General features: G+C 37.6%; 17 protein-coding genes and 1 other RNA gene. 12 read left to right on the top strand and 6 right to left on the bottom strand.

Translation table 11 applies throughout. The annotated features are described in order from the left end of the window. Positions 1 to 135 precede the first annotated feature (135 nt). Complete coding sequence (locus H5S39_RS01895) at positions 136 to 2,403, bottom strand: PBP1A family penicillin-binding protein (protein WP_182595400.1); 2,268 nt, start codon at positions 2,401 to 2,403, stop codon at positions 136 to 138. A gap of 11 nt (positions 2,404 to 2,414) precedes the next feature. Continuing rightward, on the bottom strand, positions 2,415 to 3,029 hold the full coding sequence (gene recU, locus H5S39_RS01900; protein ID WP_182595399.1) for a Holliday junction resolvase RecU: 615 nt from the start codon (positions 3,027 to 3,029) through the stop codon (positions 2,415 to 2,417). Between the two features lie 173 nt (positions 3,030 to 3,202). Here recU and H5S39_RS01905 point away from each other — a divergent pair, with 173 nt between their 5' ends. The 5 genes from H5S39_RS01905 to H5S39_RS01925 all read left to right on the top strand — a co-directional run bounded on the left by H5S39_RS01905 (position 3,203) and on the right by H5S39_RS01925 (position 6,733). Then, positions 3,203 to 3,775, top strand: coding sequence for an SLOG family protein (locus tag H5S39_RS01905; protein WP_182595398.1), 573 nt, complete (start codon positions 3,203 to 3,205; stop codon positions 3,773 to 3,775). 71 nt (positions 3,776 to 3,846) lie between these two features. Next, positions 3,847 to 4,212: a cell division regulator GpsB gene (gpsB, locus tag H5S39_RS01910; RefSeq protein WP_182595397.1), complete on the top strand. Its 366-nt coding sequence runs from the start codon at positions 3,847 to 3,849 to the stop codon at positions 4,210 to 4,212. 34 nt (positions 4,213 to 4,246) lie between these two features. Beyond that, positions 4,247 to 4,621: RNase P RNA component class B (gene rnpB / locus H5S39_RS01915), an RNA gene on the top strand. Between the two features lie 402 nt (positions 4,622 to 5,023). Then, positions 5,024 to 5,488 (top strand): class Ib ribonucleoside-diphosphate reductase assembly flavoprotein NrdI, encoded by a 465-nt coding sequence (locus H5S39_RS01920; RefSeq protein WP_220477027.1) that lies wholly within the window; start codon positions 5,024 to 5,026, stop codon positions 5,486 to 5,488. A gap of 90 nt (positions 5,489 to 5,578) precedes the next feature. Beyond that, positions 5,579 to 6,733: a THUMP domain-containing class I SAM-dependent RNA methyltransferase gene (locus tag H5S39_RS01925; protein WP_182595396.1), complete on the top strand. Its 1,155-nt coding sequence runs from the start codon at positions 5,579 to 5,581 to the stop codon at positions 6,731 to 6,733. Between the two features lie 67 nt (positions 6,734 to 6,800). On the opposite strand, the gene H5S39_RS01930 is transcribed toward H5S39_RS01925, so the two are convergent. After that, positions 6,801 to 7,190, bottom strand: a complete 390-nt coding sequence (locus tag H5S39_RS01930; protein WP_182595395.1) for a ribonuclease HI family protein — start codon at positions 7,188 to 7,190, stop codon at positions 6,801 to 6,803. A 40-nt stretch (positions 7,191 to 7,230) separates the two neighbouring features. Between H5S39_RS01930 and H5S39_RS01935 the strand changes: the two genes are divergently transcribed. From H5S39_RS01935 to H5S39_RS01955, 5 genes are all read left to right on the top strand, one after another. Beyond that, complete coding sequence (locus tag H5S39_RS01935; protein WP_182595394.1) at positions 7,231 to 7,623, top strand: EbsA family protein; 393 nt, start codon at positions 7,231 to 7,233, stop codon at positions 7,621 to 7,623. After that, a complete protein-coding gene (lspA, locus tag H5S39_RS01940; RefSeq protein WP_182595393.1) occupies positions 7,624 to 8,070 on the top strand; it encodes a signal peptidase II in 447 nt (148 codons plus the stop codon). A gap of 1 nt (position 8,071) precedes the next feature. Continuing rightward, complete coding sequence (locus tag H5S39_RS01945; protein WP_182595392.1) at positions 8,072 to 8,983, top strand: RluA family pseudouridine synthase; 912 nt, start codon at positions 8,072 to 8,074, stop codon at positions 8,981 to 8,983. Between the two features lie 77 nt (positions 8,984 to 9,060). Continuing rightward, positions 9,061 to 10,143 carry a carbamoyl phosphate synthase small subunit gene (locus tag H5S39_RS01950; RefSeq protein WP_182595391.1) on the top strand — a complete coding sequence of 361 codons (1,083 nt, stop codon included), beginning with the start codon at positions 9,061 to 9,063 and terminating at the stop codon, positions 10,141 to 10,143. Continuing rightward, positions 10,143 to 12,623 carry an ATP-binding protein gene (locus tag H5S39_RS01955; RefSeq protein ID WP_182595390.1) on the top strand — a complete coding sequence of 827 codons (2,481 nt, stop codon included), beginning with the start codon at positions 10,143 to 10,145 and terminating at the stop codon, positions 12,621 to 12,623. The genes H5S39_RS01950 and H5S39_RS01955 overlap by 1 nt, the downstream gene beginning before the upstream one ends. A 98-nt stretch (positions 12,624 to 12,721) precedes the next feature. Here H5S39_RS01955 and H5S39_RS01960 read toward each other — a convergent pair whose 3' ends face one another. Then, positions 12,722 to 14,407: an NFACT RNA binding domain-containing protein gene (locus H5S39_RS01960; RefSeq protein ID WP_182595389.1), complete on the bottom strand. Its 1,686-nt coding sequence runs from the start codon at positions 14,405 to 14,407 to the stop codon at positions 12,722 to 12,724. 222 nt (positions 14,408 to 14,629) lie between these two features. Between H5S39_RS01960 and fakB the strand changes: the two genes are divergently transcribed. Then, complete coding sequence (fakB, locus tag H5S39_RS01965) at positions 14,630 to 15,508, top strand: fatty acid kinase binding subunit FakB (RefSeq protein WP_182595388.1); 879 nt, start codon at positions 14,630 to 14,632, stop codon at positions 15,506 to 15,508. Then, positions 15,505 to 16,164 carry a hypothetical protein gene (locus tag H5S39_RS01970; RefSeq protein WP_231832895.1) on the top strand — a complete coding sequence of 220 codons (660 nt, stop codon included), beginning with the start codon at positions 15,505 to 15,507 and terminating at the stop codon, positions 16,162 to 16,164. Before fakB ends, H5S39_RS01970 begins: the two co-directional genes overlap by 4 nt. 129 nt (positions 16,165 to 16,293) lie before the next feature. Here the strand turns inward: H5S39_RS01970 and H5S39_RS01975 are convergent, their stop codons facing one another. Together H5S39_RS01975 and H5S39_RS01980 are read right to left on the bottom strand one after the other, a co-directional pair. Beyond that, entirely contained in the window at positions 16,294 to 16,950 is a 657-nt protein-coding gene (locus H5S39_RS01975; RefSeq protein WP_182595386.1) for an HD domain-containing protein, read from the bottom strand. 45 nt (positions 16,951 to 16,995) lie between these two features. Further along, on the bottom strand, positions 16,996 to 18,042 hold the full coding sequence (locus tag H5S39_RS01980; protein WP_182595385.1) for a hypothetical protein: 1,047 nt from the start codon (positions 18,040 to 18,042) through the stop codon (positions 16,996 to 16,998). Between the last annotated feature and the right edge of the window lie 39 nt (positions 18,043 to 18,081).

Genomic DNA, 18,081 nt, shown 5'->3' on the forward strand with positions numbered 1-18,081 from the left:
TCCAAGACGCTCCAGTTAATTCAAAGTGATTAAGTTGTCGAACCGCCGTATACGGAACCGTACGTACGGTGGTGTGAGAGGTCGATAATTGAATTAATCAATTATCTCCTACTCGATTACATATAAATTTACGACCTATTGTTGAGGGGTATTGCTTGGTTGTGTTGATGGAGCACTTGATGAAGCAGAGCTAGAACTTGCTGCTGGTGCAGATGAACTGGAACTAGCAGGTGTACTACTTGATGATGATTCGTTATGATTATTCTCATCATTGTTATGAGCTTCTGGCCTGTTTTCACTACTACTGCTAGAAACTGAACTTGATGATGATTCACTTGAGCTTGATGACGAACTATCTGAATGGTTATCTGATGTGTCTTCAGTATACTCAAATGCCCATTTAGAATCACGAATTACTAATTGCCGTTTACCCTTAACCCGAACTGCTTCAACAGTATCAGGCATCGTCCAATCAGAAGCGTGATTTTGACTATCAAGGTATTGCATCAGGTCCTTATAAAGCAGCTGCGCAGATTTAACATATTGTTCTGAAATACTACCACCAGGCTCTAAGGGATGATCATAACCGGTCCACACAGCAATAGAATAGTTTTTAGTGTAGCCGGCCATCCATGAATCCATTACCCCAGACTGTCCGGAATTTCCTGGATAGTTAGTGGTACCAGTCTTACCGGCTTGGTTGACCCCGTTAATCTTGGCATCAGTGGCACTACCTTGCGAATCATTAAATACACCCTTTAACATATCAGTAATCATGTAGGCAGTGGCTTTATTCATTGCACGACTACCTTTAGGATTAAATTGTTTTACATTGCCATCTTGAGTCGTAATTGAATTGATGTAATAAGGTTTGTAATATGTACCGCCATTAGCAAAAGCAGCATAGGCAGCAGAAACCTGAAGGGGTGAAATATACAAGGCAATCCCATTTTGCAATGTATAAGGTTGTTTTTGCGAAATACCAAGACCGTCGAGGAAGGTAGTTGCCCGTTTAATACCGACTGCTTGTAGAGCACGGATAGCAGGAACATTTCGTGATTGAACAAGCGCTTCACGCATTGTCATCGTACCTTTATATTTCTTGTCAAAGTCGTGGAGTACTGTGTTTGTTCCGGGGAAAACAAACCTTGTATCTGCAATTGGCTTAAATGTCGGCCACTGAAGATACTCAATGGCGGGACCATAATCCATTAAAGGCTTTGCGGTTGAACCAGAGCTTCGGTTGCTTTGAACAGCACGGTTAAGACCATAAACAACATTACCAGTGTGGCGTCCACCAAGCATAGCGATAATTTGACCATTGTGAGGATCTGTAACAGCTACTCCAGCTTGCATTTTATCGTTTTGGAATTGCACACCGTTATTAGCAGCATCATACAAGTGCTGTTGTGCATCTAAATCGAGATTAGTATGAACCTTTAAACCATCGCTATATGGATTATAGCCTTGAGCTTGCAAGTCAGCTAATACTTGTTTTACATATGGATCAACTACTTTAGCTTTTGCTGCTGTACCACTTCCGGAAATATTACCATGGTCTGGATCCAAATCAGCAGTAACACTTTCACTTGCAGCTTGATTTGCTTGAGCCTGACTAATGTACTTACTGCGAACCATTGCATTTAATACTTCATTTCGCCGCTGTGTTGCGTACTTAGTATTATTTACTAATGGATTATAATAAGTTGGCGATTGTGGCATTCCAGCTAAAAGAGCAAGTTGAGAAAGGTCTAAGTCATTTAAATCTTTTCCATAGTAATACTGAGCTGCTGTTTGCATCCCATAGACACCATTTCCCATATAAACTTTGTTAATGTAAAAATCAAGAATTTGACTCTTACTAAAGTGTCGTTCAACGTTGATCGCTAGCCATGCTTCTTGCGCTTTACGCTTTAAAGTTCGATCTGAGGCTGCTGTAGAGAAAACAGATAATTTAACTAATTGTTGTGTTAACGTACTTCCTCCCTGCATACCAGATGAACGACCAAAAATGTTAGATGTAGCTGCTCCCATAATTCGGATTGTGTCGACCCCGTGGTGTTTGTAGAAACGCCGGTCTTCAATTGAAACAACTGCATCCTTTAACTGTTTGGGGATTTGATCATTTTTAGCATATTCTCGTTTTTGTGCTCCTAAACGGGAAATTACGCGGTTTTGATCATCATAGATTGTCGTAATACTCTGACTTGTTAAATCATTTCTACTGATTTTGGGAGCGCTAGAAGCGTAGTAGAAAAATAGTGCTGCTGATGCAACGATTAGTAGCACGACAATCCCAACCACCCATAGTAGGATTTTCTTTATTAAGCCGCCAACATTACGCTGTTGATTATCATCAGTATTGTGACGCTCACTGCGCGTTGGCTGATTATCATTTGACATAGTAAACTCCTTTACGCTTTTGCAGCAATTATTTTATCAACGGCGCTTAAATATGGTAAGCGTGGATTAAGTTGATAATGAATTTGATAGCCTTCTTTAGCAATATCTGTTCGTAAAATTGATTTACGACCGCCGCTTTGTTGCTGATCCCAATATTTAAAAAGGTTTGTAGCAGGGAGAAGATAGAGTAAATCCAGTTCTGTAAACTTTATGAAGGCAAAACAAATTCCACCCTGTGCTACACATTCACGCATATGCTGAATTTGATGGGGATGAAAGTTTTTTAATGGGAAAGAATTTTTGTTACGTGTTTCTTTCGCATCAAAGTCAATATAATAGCCCCGATACACGCCATTATAATCTGTTGTTGAAGGGCGACGGAAGTATGCTTCGCGAATAACGGCCGCGCTTCGTTTAGGATAGTCGACTTTCACAAGTTGAACAGGAGTCGGCTTTTTATGAATAACTGCGATATGGCGTGCAAGATAATATTGATTACTGTGATTTATTTCATCCTCTAACGACATTCCCCGTTTTGCATAGATTGATTGGTGTGGTGTCGGCAATTCTTTATGTGTAATATAGTGTTGTACGGGTTGCTGACCATTGGGATAGTGAATGGTCACTATAATCACTCTCCTAACTAGAGACCTATTATACCAGACTACTTGCTTGATGATTTATACAAGATGATTACAAAAATTTAGGCTAAAGATTGTCATAACAATGTTTAATTCAATTTTTTGATTAAAAAACTATTTTGCAACTTAGTATAAAACGATGACTAACGGAGGTTTTTATGAAACGCATATGGATAACTGGATATCGGAGCTACGAACTAAATGTTTTTAAAGATAATGATCCAAAAGTTAAGGTAATACAATCTGTCCTTGAGAGATACCTGAAAGAGCAATTGGAGCAAAGTGAAGAAGAATTGTGGGCAATTACGGGTCCACAGATGGGAGTTGAGAGATGGACAATTGAAGTAGCTACGCGGTTAAAAGATGATTATTCGCAATTAAAGGTCGCAATGATGTTGCCATTTGCTGAATTCGGTAAGCAATGGAATGAAGAAAATCAAATGAAATTGGCAAATGCAACGCAAAAAGTAGATTTTTTTGCAAACGTTTCTGAAAAGCCTTACCAATCGCCACAACAGTTACGCAATTACCAGCAATTCATGCTTAACCATACAGATGAAGCACTTCTACTTTATGATCCTGAACATGAAGGTAAACCAAAATATGATTATGTAATAAGTCGTAAATTTTCAAATAATAATGATTATCAGGTACGGCTTATTGATTTTGACGAGCTTCAAGAAGCTGCCGAAGAGTGGACGGAACTACAAAGAGAAAAATATGAACAATAGACTTGCAATTACTTTTAGGTTTGGTATTATAGTTATTGGATTACGCAAACTAAACAATTGAGGTGTTTAAGTTGGATAACATAAAATTTACTCCACAAGATATTTTGCACAAGCAATTTAAGGAGAGAAATATTGGCAAAGGCTACGATGAAGCGGATGTTGATGCTTTCTTAGATGATGTTATTAAAGACTACGACACCTATAATAAAGAAATTGAACGTTTAAATGATGAAAATGAACGTTTAAGAGCTAAAGTCGATGAATTAAATCGTCAAGTTGAAGTTGGTTCTTCAATGAGTAGTCAAACTACTTCTCGTCAGCCAGTTTCGAGTGCCACTAATATGGATATTTTAAAGCGTTTATCTAATCTTGAACGACGGGTATTCGGTTCTCAATTAGACGGTAATGATAATAGTAATGACTCACATTTGCTTTAGTGCGTGTCGTTTTATTTTATTAAAAATATATGCAAGTCTTGGGTAATTGAGCACAGCTTTATGTTGTGTTAGGAAGGTCCATGCTCGCACAAGCTGCGATGCTTGTAGTGTTTGTGCTCGCTGAAAAAATAAGGCGGGGCACCATTCTTTGGTGACGGCGGAAAAACAGACTAAGGTTTTACTATGTCTTAGTATTCCTGAAAAGTGCCACAGTGACGATACAGTATTGGAAACGGTACTGGTGGAACGCGGTAAACCCCTCAAGCGGTAAACCCAAACTACGGTAGGGGAGCTTTGGATAACGAATTGAAGTGATTCCAGGGGAGAGTATTATATGCTCTGAGATAGATGATTACCTCGATACAGTTATGCCTGATAATTGTATTATGACAAAACATGGCCTACAGATTCTTGCATACAGGCACCCGAGTTCGCTCGGGTTTTTTTATTGCTTTGATATATAAGCAATAAATTTTAATAGTTAAATATAGATAAATATTTTTCTAAATAATTATTAAAATATTTTTAAGATAATTCCTTAATTACTATAAATAAACAGTGATAGTGATTCTCAGTATTAGACAGTTAAGCGTTAGAATACCTAGTAAATGAGAAATAACTATTTTAATTAATAGGCAAACGGCTTATAATAGTATAAAAAAAGAGAGGGAAAAAGAAAATGAGATTGACTAGATTTAATGAACTAAATTGAACATTATCCAGTTTGAAATGCATTAAAACTTGCTTTTTGCTTACTTAATTTATTTATCGATAGATTAGTGAAAATAGAAGAATCAGATATTAGGGAATTATGAATAAGAAAATTACAATTGTTTATATGTCATTTTCTGGAAATGTTCGATCATTTACTCATCGTCTTCAGGAGTATGCTGCACAACAAAACCACTTAAATAACGATAATCCTGTTATCGAATTACTTGAGATTTCTGAACAGACGATACCTGTTAAGAGTGAGACAAATTTCTTTGTAATTCTTCCTACTTACATGGTAGGAGGAAGCAAATTTACACCGACTTTGACAGAAATATTGACGAATCCAATGAGAGATTATTTGGAAACAGATAATAATATAGAAAATTGTTTAGGTTTTATTGGAAGTGGAAATCTAACATTAGGTAAAATGTTTGTTATTACGGCCAAGACTTATGCCCGTGACTACAATTTACCTTTATTAGCCGCTTTTGAATCTCGAGGCACCACCCGTGATATTGAGCGGATTTATAAAGTTTTAACAGATAAGGCATTTGAAAAGTAATTTTCAGATGCTTTTTTTGTAGCTTTTTTCCACTTTTCTGTAACATAAGGTAGAATAAATACTAGAATATAAAAGCGAGGAGAGTTTAATGTGCAAACATACCAATTAATTGCTACAGCGGCTGCGGGAATTGAAGCGCTAGTCGGTAAAGAATTACGTGACCTTGGATATGAAACAAAGGTAGAAAACGGTCGGGTTCGTTTTCAAGGAACGATGAAAGATGTCATTCGAACGAATCTATGGTTACGAACTGCAGACCGGGTAAAAATTATTGTTGGTGAATTTGATGCTTGTTCTTTTGAAGAATTATTTGATCGAACTGAAAGCATTGCATGGGAAAATTTACTACCGCTAGATGCTAAATTCCCCGTTGAAGGAAAGAGTCATAATTCACAGCTACATAATGTACCAAGCGTTCAAGCAATTACTAAAAAGGCAATTGTTCAGCGGCTGAGTAATGCGTATCATCGCCGAACAAGATTAGCAGAGTCAGGTGCAACTTATCCGTTGGAAGTAGCGATTAACAAAGATCACGTCCTATTGACTCTTGATACTAGTGGTGCCGGTCTATTTAAGCGTGGGTATCGAAAAAATAAAGGTGGTGCTCCTCTTAAAGAGAACATGGCAGCTGCATTAGTTATGCTTGCGCACTGGTTTCCGGATAACCCGTTTGTAGATCCTGTATGTGGCTCGGGAACTATTCCGATTGAAGCAGCTCTTTATGGCCATAATATTGCACCAGGTATAAATCGTTCTTTTATCTGCGAGCAGTGGGTTAACTTAGTACCTGATGGTTTGTCGGATGAAGTTCATGATGAAGCTGATGCTAAAGCTATTTATGATATTGAACTTGATATACATGGATACGATATTGATCAAAACATGATTGATATTGCGCAGGAAAATTCACGTGCTGCTGGATTAACACATGATATTCAGTTTAAACAACTAGCGGTTAAGGATTGGCATACTAGCAAAGTTAATGGGGTAATTGTCGCTAATCCGCCATATGGGGAGCGTTTAAGTGATGAAGCGTCAGTTCATGAGCTATACCGGCAAATGGGTGAATTATACCGACCAATGACTACATGGAGTAAGTATATTTTGACGGCAGATATGGAGTTTGAAAAATATTATGGTGCTAAAGCTACTAAGCGCCGCAAACTTTACAATGGTGCATTACGGACGGATCTATTCCAGTATTGGGGCAAAAAGGATCGCTCCAAGATCAAAGCGCTGCAATAGCAAGGGATTTAGGCGATTTGGATGGTTTTAGATAAGCGTTAGGGGGCACATAGGGGGCAAATTATAACTATTTAAATTTATGCAATGCTTGATTTGCAAGGTTATGTGCCCCGTGATTCTGGTTTTCTGGGACCCACCGTGTAATTACAATATTAAAATAGCACATTAGACGATTAAGATCGTCTAATTCTTTTTTATAATGTTTTGTATAATTTTTACCGACTGCATCGCTTAAAATACGACTATCAGTATAAAATAAAATTGTTTCATTTTTACTAAAATGATTGATTAGGTATTTAAAACCGAATTGAGCGGCTGCAAATTCACCGTGGTGGTTATCCATTATTGGTGCGAGGTTAGAAAGTTGAATCTGCTTATGATCGACAATGATCACTGCCCCCAATCCAGTTGGACCAGGGTTGCCTTTAGTTGCCGCATCTGTATAAATCTTAATCATAAAAAAGCCTCTTTTCTGAAAGGATGAAATTGTAAGTATTATGGAAGAAGAAACTCGTTACTTTTATCAGCCAGATTTAACCGGAACAATTATTTGTTGGTGTTGGACCTTCATGTTTTTCATTGCAGGATTGGTAACTTGGCTGGAAATAACTCATTTTCAATGGTTAAGTGCCCTTTTCTTTGCTATTTTTGCCATATTAGCACTATTAGAGTGGCGGCGACGGACAGTAATTATTACACCGACTAAGATGGTGTTTAACCGGTTGCTCCAAAAAAATTATTTAGTTATTCCAATTGCAGATATTCGCCAACCGCATTTTACTAAGCATACTGTAACAGTTACAGTTAATGGCGAAGTACTAAACTTTACATTTACTTCTAAAGCAATTGCCCGTTTAAAATTGGCGCTTAAGCAACAGGAGGTACAATAATTGTTACTTAGTTTGGCTACGGTAATTATTTTAATTTTAACAATTTGTGACCAGCTATTAAAACATTGGGTCGCCACGACAATTGCAATTGGTGGAAGTAAGCAACTAATACCGGGAATAATGGCGTTAACAAATCTTCAAAATACAGGTGCCGCCTGGAGTTTATTTGAAGGTCAACAGACATTTTTTACAATCATAACAATTATTGCGATTATTGTTATTGCCTATTTCATCTGGCACTATCGACAAAATTTTTCAATGTTAGTAGGGCTTGCGCTAGTTATGGCAGGAACCATTGGAAATTTTATTGATCGGTTAACACAAGGATATGTAGTTGATATGTTTGAAACAACCTTTATTAATTTTCCAGTATTTAATATTGCAGATATGTGCCTAACAGTCGGCGTTTTGTGGTTGATTGTATGTATCTTAAAGGAGAAGGATTAAGATGCCAGAACAATTTGAATTAATAATTGGTACAGAATTAACGGGGAGGATAGATAAACAGCTTAGTCACCACTTTGACCAATTCTCTCGTTCACAGCTCCAACATTGGATAGAAGATGGGCATGTATTGGTTAATGATCAACAGGTAAAGCCAAAATATAAATTGGCAGTTGGCGATAAAGTCGAAATAATTCCAGAAAAACCACAGAAAATTGACTTAAAACCTGAAAAAATCCCGCTAGATATTGTCTATGAAGATGAAGACGTTATTGTTGTAAATAAGCCACAAGGGATGGTAGTTCATCCAGCGCCGGGGCATCCAGATCATACCCTTGTAAATGCACTCCTATATCACTCGCCACTATCAACAATTAATGGTGAATTTCGTCCAGGGATCGTTCATCGGATTGACAAGGATACGTCTGGGCTACTTATGGTTGCAAAAAATGATATGGCTCATCGGTCACTGGCAGGTCAATTAAAGGCAAAAACCAATAAACGCGAATATGTAGCGCTAGTTCATGGGGTTATTAAAGAAGATAAAGGGACAATCGATGCTCCCATTGGTCGGTCATTAAAGGATCGTAAAAAACAAGCAGTAGTAGATAATGGGCGCCATGCTATTACTCATTTTACTGTTTTAGAGCGGTTTAAGGATTATACTTTAGTCGCTTGCCAGCTTGAAACTGGTCGTACGCATCAAATTCGTGTACATATGAAATATATTGGTCATCCATTAGCAGGAGATCCGTTATATGGACCGCGAAAGACACTTGCCGGCAATGGACAATACCTTCATGCTCGTCTATTAGGATTTAAGCATCCGCGTACCGGTACAGAAATGGTCTTTACTGCGCCATTACCATCATATTTTCAAAAGATGATTGAACATTTACGAAAGGTCGACCAATAATTACTTGTGTTTAGCAGTAATAACGTTCATAATAACATTGATCAATTAGTAACAAAGTTATTTAGGAGAGTGAAAAAGTGGCAGCACGATACCTAATATTTGAAGATGGTTCTGTTTTTGCAGGAGAAGGTTTTGGATCTCCGGCAGTAACTTTTGGAGAAGTTGTATTTAATACAAGTATGACTGGCTATCAAGAAATTATTACTAATCAAATATATAATAATCAAATTGTTGTTTTTACCCAGCCTAATATTGGCAGTTATGGAATTCAGCGAAATATATACGAAACAATTGTACCAACAATTAAGGGGGTTATTGTCCGCTCGCTTTCAGACGCCACGACAGATAATGATCGACAGTTAACCCTTGACAAGTATTTACAACAAATGAATATACCAGGAATTACCAATATCGATACTAGGGCGGTTGTTCATAAATTACGTAAAGCTGGGCGACCTTTAAAGGGAAGTATTGTCCCTGTACCAGATGATCATGCCTTTGATCAACTCCATGCAACGGTATTAACAAACCAACAAGTGGCTCAAGTTTCTACCCCTAAGCCATATCCTAATCCTGGTACTGGTTTAAGTATTGTTGTCATTGATTTTGGATTAAAACATGGGGTCTTACGCGAACTTAGTCGGCGAAAATGTAATATTACTGTTTTGCCATATACCGCCACTGCCGACGAAATTTTACGCTTAGATCCTGATGGCGTGGTTTTGTCTAGCGGTCCGGGGAATCCACAAAATGTCCGTAAGTCAGTTTTAGAGATGATTCGTACAGTTCAAACGAAAATACCGTTATTTGCAATTGGCCTAGGCCATGAACTGTTTGGAATTGCTAATGGTACGAGTGTGAAGCCGATTCCTGTAGAACACCATGGGATGAACCATCCGATCCATGAGATCATTACTGATCATATTGTCTATGCCACCCAAGGAGAAGGGTATATCATTGACCGTAATTCCGTTGATCGATCACAGTTGTTTATAACTTATGTTGATATGATTGATGGTAGCGTTCAAGGGTTGCGGCACCGTCGCTATCCAGCTTTTTCAGTTCAGTTTTTCCCGGATGGAGCACCAGGGCCTGATGAAACAGACGGTTTATTTGATGAGTTTATCGATACAATGAATAGAAGGGAGGTTCATCGTTAGTGACAAACCTAAAATCTGTATTAATTATCGGTGCCGGGGCAAATGATGTTCAGCATGGGGATGAACTAGATTCCACAATTTATCAAGTGACGCGTGTCTTTAAAAAAATGAAGATAAAAACAATTTTAGCTGATGATAATCCATTTTCTGTAAGTTTAGAAAAGGTTGATGAAGGATGTATTGTGCCCTTAGAAGTAGACAGCCTTGTTGATATTATTGATAAGTTTCATCCAGATGCAATTTTGCCGACTTTAGGAAACAGACGTGCATTTGAACTTACCCAAGAACTATTAGAAAAGGGAATTATTCGTAAGGAAAATATTCAGTTATTGGGCGTTCCAGAAGCTACTATTCGGCAGGTGAATAATGCTGTACTCCTTGAGCGAACACTTCGACAAATGGATGCACCTACTAAAAAGATTGTTACAGTTAATAATTACCAAGATGCACTAGACGAGGCGAATAAATTAGGCTATCCAGTAATTATTAGGTCAGTGTTACCTAAAAGTAGTAGTACACGAAAGATTGTTCACGATCGGAGTGAGCTTGCTGATGCGGTAAAGCAGTGCCTTGATCAATCACGAGCAGAGCAGGTTTTTGTTCAGCAGAGTCTTGCAGGATATAAAGAAATTGAAGTTATTGTTCAGCGTGATAGTTCAGGAACAATGATGATGCTTTCAATGATTGAAGATATGGATCCAATCGGTATTCATGCTGGTGATTCTATTGCCTTTAATCCTGTTCAAACACTGCTTGATCGGCAAATTCAAGATATTCGTGATACCGCGTTTGCAATTACACGCAAATTACGAATTGTGGGGACCAATCATATTCAGTTTGCACTTGATACTAATAGTGATCGGTTTTATGTCATTAAGAATAGTCCTTATTTTGACCGAATGACTGCTTTTGCTGAGCAGTCAACAGGATATCCTATTGCACAGGTAACAGCCCAGCTATATGCAGGCAAGCACTTGCGGGATATCGATTTGGGCGATAAGTATGTTCACCATGCGGCGCTTATCGAACCTACAATGGACCATATCGCTGCTCGTGTACCAGTCTGGGGATTCAGTGAACTGCCAAAAGCTAGTAAACTATTGGGAACTGAAAAACGTTCGGTTGGAACCGTTTTTGGAATCGGCCGTAGTACTATTGAAGCGTTATTCAAAGCGATCGAGTCACGTTACCACGAACCAACAGACTTTCATTTAGCCGCGCAAAAGCAATTAACTGATGATCAACTCGTTGCCAAGATTGTCCATCCGGAAGCAGGACGGTTATTTGTGCTAATTGAAGCGATGCAACGGGGATATTCAATTAATGAGTTATCTGAAATGACCAAGATTGCTCCATTTTATTTTGCACAAATTAATAAAATGCGATTATTAATCCGTGAGATTGCAGATCATCCGAATAAGGAGCCAATTTTGCAAAAAGCAAAGAGTTATGGTCTAAGTAATCGTTTAATAGCAAAATTATGGAAAGTTTCACCTGCGCAAGTCTATCAAATGAGTCGTGATCATCAACTAACGACAAAGTATAAGGAAGTAGAACCATCAGCAGGCGAATTTGACCAACATACGGGTATTTTTTATTCAGCATATGAAGAAGAAAACGAAATTAAAAAAACTGCGCAACCAAGTGCATTAGTAATTGGAACAGGAGGCTTACGACTTGGTTTAAGCAACGCTGGAGATTATTTTATTGCGATGCTTTTACAAGAGTTACGTGCAGAAGGCTTTAACAATATTGTTATTAATTCTAACCCTAGTTCTGTTACCCTTAGTTCAGCGTTAGCGCAAAAAAGGTATGTTGAGCCAGCTGCTGTTGAAAATATTTTGCAAATCCTGCAAATTGAGCAGCCACAGTACTTATTTATTCCAGCTAGTTATAATCATTTATTGTCAGAGTTAGCAAACTATGAATTAAATACAAAGTTAGTTATTGTTCCAGATGATTTACCGATGAATCCTGCTGGAAGTGATCGGCAACATTACGCATTTAATTATGTTTATGATGGAGAATATGCATACCCATTGGGAACGACGACTAATCTTTTTTCGCCATTAGCCTTGAAATATCAATCAACAGCTTTGTGCTATCCGGCTGACCTGCCAGCTAATATATATCAGCGTATTGGCAAGCAGGCCAGTGCAGCAGTACTAGAGATGGAGCAGCCAGGGTTATATCAAGTTATTTTTGAACAAGTTGCTACTGACTTTAAGCTACTAAAGACGCAATCATTGTCGTTGCCAGAGGTTGCTTTCTTATCTAAAGCTCTCCATATAAACTTGCCAGGGATTTTTACCAGGTTGTTTACCGATAATGTAAATGTTAATGATTTACTTGGTCATGAACCATTGCCGGGAACTGTTACGTACCGCGCAACATTTCCATTTAAGGCGCTACGAGTTAAAGGCGGAATTCCGGCAAGAAATCGTGTAATCGGTGCACAAATGCAATTCTTAGAAGAATAAAATAATAGAATTACAGTGCAGCTGTCTTTATGAAGGTTTAATTAAAAAGCATCAAGAAATGGCTTTTAGCCAATTTTTGATGCTTTTTAATTATTTTGCTATTTCCCTAATTTATGCGGTGTCACATACAAGGTCTTTTGCCCGCGAAATATTACAAAACCTGGCTTGGCACCGTTTGGTTTATGTAACTGCTTAACCGGTAAGTAATCAACTGGGACATTATCAGAGTCACGTCCCTTAGAAAAGTACGCGGCAAGTTCGGCTGCTTCGAGGATTGTCTTATCACTTGGATTAGTTGAGCGAATAACCACGTGTGATCCGGGAATATCTTTGACGTGTAACCAAATTTCATTTTTATTGGCAATTTTGAAGCTAAGGCGATCATTTTGACGATTATTTTTACCAACTAATACTAGCGTTCCATCACTAGTATGAAATTCATCAGGCGCACTTGGCTTAACTTTACGTTGCTTTTTACCACTTTTCTTCTTTTTAATGTAACCTTGATCTTGTAACTCAAGCTTAATTTCTTGAATATCTGCCGGGGCGGCTAATTTAATCTGACTTTCAATATTTTCAAAGTATTGAATTTCGTCGTTCGTAAGTTTAAGCTGCTCATTAACATATTCCACGGAAGTTTTGAGCTTGTTATATTTGGTAAAATACTTTTGTGCATTTCGCGAAGGGGATAGCTCGGGAGAAAGTTTGATTTTTAATGGTTGATTATCATTATAGAAGTTAGGAAGTTCGATTTCTTTCATTCCAGGGGTTAATTTACTAAGATAGGTAGTAAGGATCTCTCCGCGTACCCGGTATTCATTTGCGGTAGCGGCATCCTTTAGTTGTTGTTGAAGTTTCTTTACTTTTCGTCGATCCTTCTTAAGTTCATTTTTAATAACTTTTAGTACTTGTCCAGCTAGTTCTTTTGAACGGTCCTGTTCGGCTTTATTGGCATAGAAAGCATCTAATAAGGCTGAAACAGAATCAAAATGCTGTAATGTTGCCTCAGAAGCATCGATTGGTGAAAAAGCAGCAAATTGTGTTTTACCATTTGCCTGCTTAATGATTACCGGCGTCGGATTATTAAAGTGGTTAAGGAATTGCTGGTAAGTGGTCGGTAAATTATCACTTTGTAGTAGTTCCTGTGCTAATTCTTGTGCAGAATCTTTACCAAGGCCCTGATAATGTTGTTGTAATGTTCGTGCTAAGTCCTGCAAGTCCTCTGCTTGTCTAACAAGGTCACTATAAACCTGATTTGGCAGGTAAGGATTGACTTTATCCTGTTTAGGGGGCATGACAAATGTTGCTCCTGGAAGTAGAAGGCGGACACGATTTTGGTCAGAACCAACATGCTTAATTGTATCAATAATTTTTCCGGTTTTATGGTTAACTAATGAGATGTTACTGTGACGAGCCATTATCTCAATAATAAGGATTAATTGTTGAGTATCGCCAAGTTCATCTCTAGTATCAAAAATAATCTTGATAATTCGGTCATTATCTACCTGTTCAATTTTATTGACGATTGCTCCTTCAAGATATTTACGCATCGTCATTGTGAAATTTGTGGGTACCGCGGGGTTCTTATATGGAATATCTGTTATTTGAACTCGCGGGTATGTTGGGTTGGCGGAAAGCAGTAATGGATAATTTTTTCGGTGTGCACGAATAGTGATTATTAATTCGGCAGGGTAAGGCTGACTAACTTTGGCTACCCGGCCAGTTGTTAATTTTTGATCTAACTCATGAACAATTGCATGAGTAAAAAAACCATCAAAAGACATTAGTTAATCCTCCTATGATTATGAATTTTATGAAACGAAAATAGCAATATTAATTATACATTTTTGAACTATCAATGAAAAGTAATGTTGCTTTAGTAAACATATTTTTAGTTGGTTTAGTGTCGTTGATGTGGTATGCTTTTTGTATTATGTGGGTAAAATCCGCGTAAAAATGCAATTATTCTTTTTAATTATATAATTTTAGAACATGGAGTTGATAAGATGAAAATTGCTGTTGTTACTGACAGTACTGCCTACCTTTCTCCAGAAGAGGTGGCGGCTAATAATATTCATGTTGTCCCAATCCCAGTGACGCTGGACGGTCAGACATACCGTGAGGGTGTTGATATTTCTACTAGTGATTTTTACGAAAAGATGGCCAATTCAAGCTCTTTTCCTAGTACATCACAAACACCAATTGGTCAGCTAATGGAAGTTTATCAAGGATTAGCTGATGACGGTTATGATGCTGTAATTAGTATCCATTTGACGAGGGCGATTACCGGGTATTTAGATACTGTCGAACAGCTTGCGGAACAAATGAAAGATACTATTAAAATCGTTCCTTTTGATTCTCATTTGACAGTTAAGATGATGGGGCATTTAGCGCTAGAAGCAGCTAAATTGGCTAATGAGGGCGATAATCTTGATGACATTATCAAAAAGATTACAGAGTATCGTGATACTTTTAATAACGTCTTCGTTGTTGATGACCTGCAAAACTTAGTTCGTGGCGGTCGCCTTTCTAATGCGTCAGCCTTTGTTGGGTCAATTTTAAAAATTAAACCTTTACTAACTATGCACACGCCAACTCATGCAATCGAAGCCTTTGAAAAGGTACGTTCGATGAAGAAAGCTAAGTTGCGTTGTGAACAGATTTTTGATGAGGACATCGCTCAGCTTGACTATCCGGTTCGGGCAATGGTGGTGCATGCTGATGTTCCTGAAGAAGGACAAAAGTGGATGGACAAACTACAAGAAGATCATCCAGATATTACGTTTGAATTAAGCTATTTTGGTCCCGTTATTGGTGCACACTTAGGTAAGGGTGCCTTGGCATTAGCATGGATGCAAGATACGACAAAGAAGCCTTTAGCATGAAAAAGAAACAAGTTTTAATTAAAACATTATTGGCAATTGTTGCTGGTATTTTAATGCTGTTAGTTTCATTTACCGGTTTCCAAACCATTCTCCCAACAGGTGAGGCGTTTATGCCATTAGCTGGGGTAATTGCAGTCGGTATTGCGGTTGCGTTGGGAATTAACATTTCATTTATCGTTACTATTATTAGTACGATTATTATGATTGTCCTGGGAACCGCTGACTGGGTTGTCTTAGTTGATTTTATTATTATTTTAATTGTTGTTGGATTGATTTTAAAAAAGCAAGTTTCGCTAACTATTGATCTTAACCATCAACAATTATTATGGTTAGCAATTTTTACCGGATTAGTTCAATTATTCTTTATTTCCGCATTCTATGGTTTAATTGGATTAGTTCTTACTGGTAGTCCAACAGGTGGTTTAACGTTTGTACAGTTAATCATTCCGAATGCATTGCTCACGGGGCTATTATATGGCTTTTTGGTTGCACCAATTTCTTTAATCTTTCGATGGGTTGCTCGAAAAGCTTTACATATTGATAACCACCATGATGATTCTAATAATTCTTCGGGCACCAAGCACCAGGGATCGATAATTGTTGATTTGCGAAATTCTAAAAGTAAAGACGATAAAAATAAAGATTCCAGAAACTAAGCTGGTAATAATGCAATGGTAATTAACTGTTAAACATTGACCAACCTAGCCATTGTTACAGTGATTCAAAGAAAAATGACCAGAATCTGCTAATAAGCAGCTCTTGGTCGTTTTTTTTGAGCTTTCGTTTTATTTTTCCGCATTCCATTCTGCATGAAATTCCGCAAGATAATCAAGCATTACTTGTTGACGATGAGTAGCAATCTCTTTAGCGGTTTTAGTATTCATCATATCTTTTAGATGTAGGAGCTTTTCATCAAAGTGATTAATAATTGTTTCATCGGCAAGATTACGGTATTCTTCACGAGTCATATTATACCGTGGCTTGATTGCCGGATCGTATATCTTTTCGTGGTGTCCACCGCCATAGTAGATTGCTCTTGTGATACCGATTGCGCCGATTGCATCCAGCCAGTCGGCATCACGAACAATTTGTCCAACGATTGATAAATTAATTTGTTCACCGTCGAGGGTATGGGCAAAGGAGATGTTATTAATTACATCCATTATTTGCTGAACTTGGTCAGGAGAGAACTCATTTTGTTTGAGATAGGTAATCAATTCTTCCCTAGCAGTATTAATGTTTTTGACAAGTTTTTCATCAATTGTGTCGTGCAGGTATGCGGCGACAATGGGTAAAAACGGGTCCACTTTTTCACCATTTGCTAGGCGTTCACTCATTCTGACGACCCGGTTGATATGGTCCATCCCATGGCCAGTGCTATCTTGACCAAGCTTGCTGATTGTATATGCTTTAACTGCTGCTAATTGTTCTGTTTGGTTCATCTTATTACCTCTTTTATTTATGCTTATTCTAATTTTATTGCTTAATCAAAAAAGGTGCCAATTCTTAAAAAGCTCATAATCGAGAAGTAGAATAATGATATAACTAATGACGAAAGAACACAGGAGTAATCGTCGGTGATTTTTTCGGTACTTTTTTGCTGATTCAATTAAGGAATCTGAAATTTCCAAGCGCTTTTCCTCAAAACCAGCAGTATCAAGACCTGTCTGTTTGTTATAGTCAGTTCCGTTAAGGTGAAAATGCTCGCCATAGATAATGTTGTAAATCTTCCAGTTTGAAGATGAATCTTTTCGACCAAAAATTACATAATCAGTCCATTGCTGCCGTTTAAATGATGAATCAAAATTAGAAAAAATATTTACTTCGTCATCATGACCAATTGCTTGGACCTTAGCTATAATAAGATTTCCTGTTATTTTTGCACAACTTAGAATATTGCCATCGTTTACTATTACATCATCGATAATTCCCGTCCGTGCTTTTAGTTTAATCTCTTTATTCATAGTTGATAAAAAGACGTGACCGAGGTGTTGTTGTAGGACCGCTAAGTATTTGCTGTTTTTGGTCAAACATTGACGAATTGATTGCCCATACGTAAACTGTGCTATTGCATAAGTATGTAATAATTCTTGATTAAGTGGATTATCTTTTTCGTTAACTAACTTAATAGAATGTTTGCGAAGATCTTGTTTAAATTTACTAATTGTCATATTGGGTGTAAGCATCCATGCTTTTAGTTTCTTTATCTGGACTATATCTCGTTTATTTTTAATTTTTATTACTAACTTTTTGAAATAGCTTATAACGAAAATAATTATTAAATAGTCGAATGATGGCGCCAATAGAAAATATAAAATAAACAGGCCAATTATATCATTTCCACCGGAAGAATTAAGCTCACTATTACTAGATGAACTACTACCACCGCCCGTCGAAGTAATACCGCCTCCTGTAGAAGTACCGCCGCCACCAGTGGACCCCATTGAAGCAAAGGTTGCTTTAGCCGTTAAAAGTTTAACCATGATAACTGTTAGCATTAATTTCCAGCGCTTAAGATACTTAATGTTATTCATCTTCTTTCTAAAATCAAGCTTAGATATTAATCATGTAAT

This window comes from Limosilactobacillus rudii, assembly GCF_014145455.1.
Taxonomy (GTDB): Bacteria; Bacillota; Bacilli; order Lactobacillales; family Lactobacillaceae; genus Limosilactobacillus; species Limosilactobacillus rudii.